7 protein-coding genes are annotated in these 7,515 nt (G+C 71.7%); 4 read left to right on the top strand and 3 right to left on the bottom strand.

The annotated features are described in order from the left end of the window. A partial coding sequence (locus tag ND747_RS19220) for a cell wall metabolism sensor histidine kinase WalK (RefSeq protein ID WP_251735148.1) occupies positions 1–943 on the top strand: 943 nt, incomplete at its 5' end. Positions 944–990: 47 nt separating this feature from the next. Here ND747_RS19220 and ND747_RS19215 read toward each other — a convergent pair. Further along, complete coding sequence (locus ND747_RS19215) at positions 991–1,611, bottom strand: polysaccharide deacetylase family protein (protein WP_251735146.1); 621 nt, start codon at positions 1,609–1,611, stop codon at positions 991–993. Here ND747_RS19215 and ND747_RS19210 point away from each other — a divergent pair. Then, positions 1,580–1,786, top strand: a complete 207-nt coding sequence (locus ND747_RS19210; protein WP_251735145.1) for a hypothetical protein — start codon at positions 1,580–1,582, stop codon at positions 1,784–1,786. The genes ND747_RS19215 and ND747_RS19210 overlap by 32 nt on opposite strands. 253 nt (positions 1,787–2,039) lie before the next feature. Here the strand turns inward: ND747_RS19210 and ND747_RS19205 are convergent, their stop codons facing one another. Next, positions 2,040–3,140: a YafY family protein gene (locus tag ND747_RS19205; RefSeq protein ID WP_251735144.1), complete on the bottom strand. Its 1,101-nt coding sequence runs from the start codon at positions 3,138–3,140 to the stop codon at positions 2,040–2,042. Positions 3,141–3,255: 115 nt separating this feature from the next. Between ND747_RS19205 and ND747_RS19200 the strand changes: the two genes are divergently transcribed. Next, complete coding sequence (locus ND747_RS19200) at positions 3,256–3,699, top strand: VOC family protein (RefSeq protein ID WP_251735143.1); 444 nt, start codon at positions 3,256–3,258, stop codon at positions 3,697–3,699. A gap of 89 nt (positions 3,700–3,788) precedes the next feature. Here ND747_RS19200 and ND747_RS19195 read toward each other — a convergent pair whose 3' ends face one another. Next, positions 3,789–5,222 (bottom strand): amidohydrolase family protein, encoded by a 1,434-nt coding sequence (locus ND747_RS19195; RefSeq protein WP_251735142.1) that lies wholly within the window; start codon positions 5,220–5,222, stop codon positions 3,789–3,791. A gap of 542 nt (positions 5,223–5,764) precedes the next feature. Between ND747_RS19195 and ND747_RS19190 the strand changes: the two genes are divergently transcribed. Beyond that, positions 5,765–7,515, top strand: a 1,751-nt coding sequence (locus ND747_RS19190) for a glutamine synthetase family protein (RefSeq protein ID WP_251735150.1), incomplete at its 3' end; no start/stop codon positions are given.

Genomic DNA, 7,515 nt, shown 5'->3' with positions numbered 1-7,515 from the left:
GCTGCGGCAGATGATCGCCGCGGCGGGCGCGATCGCGGGCGGCGACCTGGGCCGCCGGGTCCCCGCCGGCGACTCCCGGTCGGAGACCGGCCGGCTGGCCACCGCGCTCAACACGATGCTCGGCCAGATCCAGGCCGCCTTCGCCGTTCGGATCGCCTCCCAGGAGCAGGAACGCCGTTTCGCCGCCGACGCCGCCCACGAACTGCGCACCCCGCTGACGTCCATCCGCGGCTATGCCGACCTGCTGCGCGCCGGGATGGTCCCACCGGACGAGGCCGACGCCGCGCTGCGCCGCATCCAGTCCGAGGCGATCCGGATGGGCACTCTCGTCGACGGTCTGCTCTACCTGGCCCATCTCGACCTCGCCCGCGCCGACGGCCAACGCCCACTCCAGCTGGCCGAGTTCGACCTGGCCGCCGTCGTCCGCGAGGCCGTCGCCGACCTGCGTGCCGTCGCCCCCGACCGCCCGGTCCACGCCGAGCTCCCGCCGACCTGCCCGGTTCACGGCGACCCCGACGCCCTGCGTCAACTCGTCGGCAACCTGCTCACCAACACCCGTGTCCACACCCCACCCGACACCCCCGTCACCATCCGTCTCCACCCCCATCCGCCCGGTTGGCCCCATGCCTGCCTCCCGTCGCTCCCGTCGCTCCCGCCGCGAGACGGTTCCGCGGAACACCCCGACGGCGCCGGTGGCGCGGTGCTCGAGGTGTCCGACCGGGGTCCGGGGATGCCGGCCGAGGTCGCCGAGCACGTTTTCGACCGCTTCTACCGGGCCGCCGAGAGCCGCGCGAGCGGTCGGGACGGCAGCGGCCTGGGCCTGTCCATCGTCGCCGCGGTCGCGCAGGCCCATGGCGGTCGCATCGAGGTCATCAGCGCGGTCGGCGCCGGCACGACTTTCCGCCTCCTGCTGCCGCCCCATCCCGGCGTCCCGCTGAGCTGACCGCCGCCCTTCGCCCGCGCCGGCTGTCAGCCGACGGTCGCCGGCCGTCAGCCGACGGCGCGGGAGGTGCCGAACATCGTGTCCAGGGTGACGGGTTCCAGTCGGCGCTCGGCGATGAGCCGTTCGACCTGGGCGAACAGGCCGAGGATCGTGGCGTGGTTGGCGTGCCCGAGCATCACTGTGCCGGGCTGGAGATAGCGGGAGGCCAGGCCCATCAGCTGCTCCGGGGTGATCAGCGTGGAGTCGCCGAAGCTGCCGTTCCACAGCAGGATCTTCGTGTAGCCGAGTTCGCCGACCAGCGCGTCGACGTGGGCGTTGTGGGAGCCGTAGGGCGGGCGAAACCAGGGCCGGCTGGTGATGCCGAACGTGGTCTGGATCCACTGTTCGTTGCGTTCCACATCGGCCCGGATGTCGGCGTCTGTCCGGGAGCTGACCAGGTTCCGGTGCGTCCACGTGTGGTTGCCGATCTGCACCTGCCCGGATTCCACCAGGGGGCGCAGCACATCTGCATGCCGGCTCCAGACAGCCTCGTACGCGCCGTTCGGCGAGAACGTGATGGGGATCTTCGATCGTTGGGCGAACTCCACGTAACCCGCAACGGTCTGCGCGTCGTAACCGTCGTCGATGGTCAGAGCGATGCGGCGGGTCGGCGCGGGTGCCTGGAACACCGTCCTCGGCGGACCCGGATGTGGCGGCGGAATCGGCGGCAACGCCGGTGGAGTGGTCGCGGTGGCCGACGCGGTCGGCGGTGACGACGGGTCGGCGGAGGTTGACGACGCCGGGCCACTGCCGCTCGCCGCGGCTGCCGGATCACCAGATCGTGACTGGGCGCCGCCGCGGTGACCGGCCGGACCATCCACGGGTGAAGCGGCGGTCGTGGCCGCCGGCGCGTGACCGTTCGCACACCCGACGAGCGTCTGGGCGGCGCCGATGCTCAGCATCGACAGTAGCAGTCGGCGATCCATCGCCCGATGAGCGGACATTCCCGAAACATTACGATCGTTGCGGGGGCTGCAATCCGTTTGGACGCCACATACCGCCTAAAAATTGGCTGGATGGCACTTTCGAGACAACGGACCTCCGGGCTGCCGGTACGTCAGCGGATCCGCCGGTCTCCGGATGGCTGTGCGGGCGGTCGGTAGAGGTCGGCGAGCGCCATGGCGGCGTGGGTGAGGGCGGCGCGCAGGTCGGGCGGGTGCAGCACCTCAAGGTCCGCGCCGAGAGTGAGTAGTTCGCTGGTGGCGTGCCGGACGGACTCGATCGGGATGAGCGCCTGGACCCAGCCGTCTGGTTCCGGGGCGCCGGCGGTGTCGCGGATGGCGTTGCTCACCGCCGGGGGGAGGCGGAAGGGTGCCATCGTCACTCCTGCGGGCGAAACCCGTACCGTCGCTTCTGCCCGATAGACCTCGGATTCGTAGCGGGCGGTCCACGCCGTCCAGTACGTGGCGAGATCGAAGTCCGGCGGCCGGGTGAACTGTTCGCCGATGTCGTCGAACGACAGTATTTTGTCCACCCGGTACGTCCGTGGCCCGGCAGCGGCAGCGGCGGTGGCGGTGGCGGTGGCGGTGGCGGTGGCGGTGGCGGTGGTGGTGGTTGTGGTTGCGGCAGCGGCGGTGGTTGTGGCAGTGGCAGTGGTGGCGACGAGGTACCAGGTGCCGCTCTTGAGCACGACACCGAGCGGATCGAGGACACGCTCGATGTGCTGCGGTGTGCGCCAGCGTCGGTAGGTGATGCGGATGCGATGTTGTGCCCACACGGCAGCGGCTACGGCCGCGAGCGCGGGAGTGTCCTCGGCGTCGTGGAACCAGCCGGGTGCGTCGAGGTGAAAGCGTTCGCGGACGCGTCCGGCCCGCTCACGTAGCGGTGGCGGGAGGGCGGCGAGCAGCTTGAGCTGGGCGGCGGCAGCGAGGGCACCGAGGCCGAGGTCGTCCGCGGCGGTGGGCAGGCCGGTGAGGAAAAGGGAGCCGGCCTCATCGGCGGTCAGCCCGGTCAGCCGGGTGCGGTAGCCGGCGAGCAGCCGGTAGCCGCCCGTCGCCCCGCGTTCGGCGACGACCGGGACCCCCGCGTCGGCGAGGGAGGCCAGGTCCCGGTGGACCGTCCGGACGGAGACCTCCAGTTCGTCGGCGAGTTCGCGTGCGGTCACCTTGCCGCGGGTCTGCAGCATCATCAGGACGGACAGCAGCCGACTGGCGCGCATGCCCGATTCTCCCGCGGCAATCCTGACAGCAGATGTCAGGTATCGCGACCAGGATGGGCTCCGCTGGACGGCGTCCTGACGGGCGCATCCCTCACAGTGGATGGAGAACAGTGAGATGAGCGAATCGCACACGTCGCCGGCGGACGAGGCGGCCGACGCGAAGGGAGCGGCGGTGCCGGCTGTGAGCTGGGCAGGCATGATGTTGGACTGTCCGGATGCCGGGGAGCTCGCCACCTTCTACGGCGAGCTGACCGGCTGGGGCGTCGGGGGTGCCGACGACGGTGGTGCGTGGGCGTTTCTGAGCCCGCCCGGTGTCGACATCATGATCGGGTTTCAGCGGGTGGCCGACTACCAGCCGCCTCGCTGGCCGAGCCAGGACGCTCCGCAGCAGTTTCACCTGGACTTCCGGGTGGCGGACCTCGCCGCGTCCATCGCGCGGGCCAGGCAGCTTGGCGCCACCCCGGCCGGTCACCAGCCCGGCGGTGAGCGCTGGCAGGTCATGCTCGACCCGGCCGGCCATCCGTTCTGCCTCTGCCCGGTATCCTCCGCCGCCGGCTGACGCCGGTATCGGGCCGCGCGTTCCCGATCACCGTCCGCGTGGCTCGGTCCGTCGTCACCGACCCCAGGAGTGATCACCTGATCACCTGATCACCACCCCGCCCAGGTGACCTGGCTGCGGGTGGCCTCGCCGCGCGTGGCGTCGTTGCTGGGCGCGTCGCCGTGGGTGCTCTGGCCGCGGGTGGCCGGACCGCGGGCGGGGTCATCGCCGGACGTGCCGCTGTGGACGGCGAGGTCGTGTGCTGCCGAAGCAGGCACCTGGAGGGACGAGGACGCAAGCGGCAGGGAGTAGACCCGACGGGCGTTGTCGGCGCTGATCATTCGGGTGACGCGGGCGGCGTCGGTGGATGTCCAGGCGTCGTCGGCAACGCCGTCGTCGAGGAAGCGGGCCAGGCCCCGACGGAACAGGGTCGCGCCGAGCAGGAACAGTTCGGCCAGAGCGTAGGTGTCGGTGGAGAACAGGAGCTTGGCGAACGGCGCGAGTTCCAGCGCCTGCGCGAGCAGGGCAGCCGACCCTCGTCCGGTGTTGTGGATGGCAAGGCCCAGGTCGAGATGCACGTTGGGGAAGACCTGGGCGAGGTAGGCGGCTTCGCGGTGGTACGGGTAGCAGTGCAGGAGCAGGATGCTCACCCCGGTCGGGGCGAGTGCCCGTAGCAGGCCGGTGAGCAGCAGCGGGTTGCCGCGGGTGAGGTCGAGGTCGTTGTCGCCATAGCCGACGTGGATCTGCACGGGCAGCCCGGCGTCCACCCCGCACCAGATCAGAAACGCGTGCAGCACCGGATCGTGCAGCCGGATCGGCGCACCCGCGCGGATCTCGTTGATCCAGGTCCGGGTGGCGGCGGCGACCTCACGCTCGGTGGGACGCACCGCCGGCAGCTCAAGGCCGGCCCGGTAGGCGGCGACGGATTTCACCGCGACGGTCGTCGGAGCACGGGTGTCCAGACGGGCGCGCACCGTGTCGGCGAGATGGCTGACGCCGATCTGCCCGGTGAGCACGTCCACGGCGGCGAGCTCGGCGATCCGTTCAAGGCGCGTGACCTCCAGGCCGCAGGCCGCGGTGCCGACCCCCGCGCCGGTGCCGACCCCCGCGCCGGTGCCGACCCCCGCGCCGGTGCCGGCCGACGTGCCCGGGTCGGCGGTCATGCTCGGGTGTGCGTTGGCGTTCGTGGCGGCGTAGGCGGCGAGTTGCTCAGCGCTGGTCAGCGGTTCGGGCTGGAAACCGGTGTCGACACAGAAGGTGGTGATGCCGGTGGCGGTGAGCAGCCGGCGGTGGACCTCCTCGTACCCGAGCGCGGCCCGGCGCTCGAGGTAGCTGTCGGGATCGGTGTGCGGCGACAGGTCGAGCAGGGGTGCGCACCAGCGGCGCAGGGCGAACCCGATCTGGCTGTCGAACAGTGTGGTGCCGGGCGGTCCGGGCGCGTCTGCCTCGGTCAGCATGCTTTCGAACTCCGGACGGGCCAGGTCCCGTTGCACAAGCCCATGACAGTGATGATCGATGAGCTCCCCGTCCTCGTGTTGAGCCATCCCCGGTACATCCCCCCTGGACGGCCTGGTCATGCCTTGGCGACATCCGGCCGTCGTCGTTGCACACAGTGATTTCCACCGACGAGCGTTGCCTGTGGATAACGTGTGGACAACTACGGTGCCCCTGGGGACAGTGTGGTCGGAAGTCCGTGATGTTGACCTGTTTTCAAAGATTCTTGCCTGGAAGACAACTGTGGAAAACGTTGGACCGGCCGGGTGCGGCCGGTGTCGATCTCACGGCCAGGTCGGCGCTTTAGTCGCTCTCAGTTATCGTCCTCCGGGTGTGGCCGGCGCCTCGTCCGGTGTTCCAGGGCGCCGGACGCCGCCAGGAGCGCGATCATTCGCAGGCGGCAGGCGGCAGGCGGCAGGCGGCAGGCGGCAGGCGGCAGGCGGCAGGCGGCAGGCGGCAGGCGGCAGGCGGCAGGCCCGGGGGAGAGGGCGGCCAGGCAGCATTCGCCGAGGAGGCGACGATGAACGAGCCCGGGTCAGCTACGGCACCGACGGCGGGGACGGGAGCGACCGAGGCGTCGGCGGGAACGCCGATGGGGGTGTCGGCGGGTATCCACAGCGGTTGGGACCGTGACCGGATTGCCGCGGCGGCCCGGCACACGGCGACGAACCTGGCCGTGCGCGGGGTGGTCTGCGTGGCCTGCACCTTCGTCGACAACAGTGGCATCACCCGGGTGAAGGGTGTGCCGGTCGGCCGGCTGGACGCGGCGGTCGTCTGGGGCGTGGGTATGTCGCCGGTGTTCGACGCCTTTTTCGCCGACGACGCGCTGCTGGGCGACACCGCGGCCGGTAGCCCCGTCGGTGACCTGCGGCTGCACCCGGACCTGACCCGGCTGACCCCGCTGGCTGCCCAGCCGGGCTGGGCCTGGGCGCCCGCCGACCGCCGCGATCAGGATGGCCTGCCCCATCCACAGGACGGTCGGGAACTCGTGCGTGGCCAGGTGGCGAGGCTTGCCTCCCGGGGGATCGCCGTCGCCATGGCCTTCGAGGTGGAGTGGGCGGTGTCCGCCGTCGAGGCCGGACCCGAGGAGTTCGTCCCCGCCGCGCGCGGCCCTGCCTATGGGATGACCCGGGTCGCAGAACTCGGCGACTATCTGCGCGATGTCGTCACCGCGCTCACCGAGCAGGGGCTCGTCGTCGAGCAGATCCATCCCGAGTATGCCGCCGGCCAGTTCGAGGTGTCGGTCGCGGCCCAGGACCCGCTCGGCGCCGCGGACACCTGTGTCCTGGTGAAGGAGACCATTCGCGGGGTCAGCGAGCGGCACGGCCTGCGCGCCTCGTTCGCCCCGCAACTGGTCGCCGGGGGCGTCGGCAACGGCGGGCACGTCCACCTCAGCCTGTGGACGGACGACGGCCTGTGGACAGACGACGCCAACCACCTCGACGATCCCGGTGACCTTCGTACCTCCCGTACCTCCCACGGTCGTCGGGCCTCCCCGGGCTATGGGGCCTCCCAGGGCTATCGGGACTCCGGCGTTCCCAGGGACGCTGGCGTCCACCGGGGTTCCTGTGACTACCGGGACTCCCGCGGTCGCCTGCACCCGGACGCCACGCCGACGGCCCGGGTCGGGCCGTCGCAGCTGCGGCCGGACGTCGCATCGGCGGGGCTCACCGAGGCCGGTCGGGCGAATCTGATGGGCGGTGGTGCGGGCCCGGCCGGGCTCACCGCGGCCGGGGAGGGCTTCGCCGCCGGCATCCTCACCCGGCTGCCGGCCCTGATGGCGCTCGGTGCCCCGAGCGTCGCCTCCTACCTGCGACTCATGCCGTCCCGGTGGGCGGGTGTGTATGCCTGCTGGGGCCGGGAGAACCGGGAGGCCCCGCTGCGGATGATCCCCGGCCCGGCGGCGGCCGGGGGGCGGGCGGCGAACCTGGAGATCAAGTGCTTTGACCTGGCCGCGAATCCGTACCTGCTCGTCGCGGCCCTGCTCGCTGCCGGGCATGCCGGGCTGGTCGCCGGCGCCCGGCTACCAGCCCCGGTCGACGTCGACCCCGCCCGCCTGGATCCCGCCGAGCGGGACCGCCGTGGCATCCGCCGGCTGCCGACCACCCTGGGCGAGGCGCTGGCGGCCTTCGAGGCGGACGAGGTGCTGCGCGCTGCCTGTGGACCGCAGGTGCACGACACGGTGCTCGCCATCCGGCGCGCGGAGATCCGCCGGTTCGCCGACGCCGCCCCGGATGTCGTCGTCGCCGCGACTCGCTGGCGCTACCCTCGGGCTTTCACCGGGGTGATCGTCTGTTGGGTTGCCGCAAAGAGGAAAGTGCTCCTGAACAGGGAGGATCGGGC

This window comes from Frankia sp. R82 (genome assembly GCF_023716925.1).
GTDB lineage: Bacteria > Actinomycetota > Actinomycetes > Frankiales > Frankiaceae > Frankia.
This window is presented reverse-complemented; position numbering and strand designations above follow the sequence as displayed.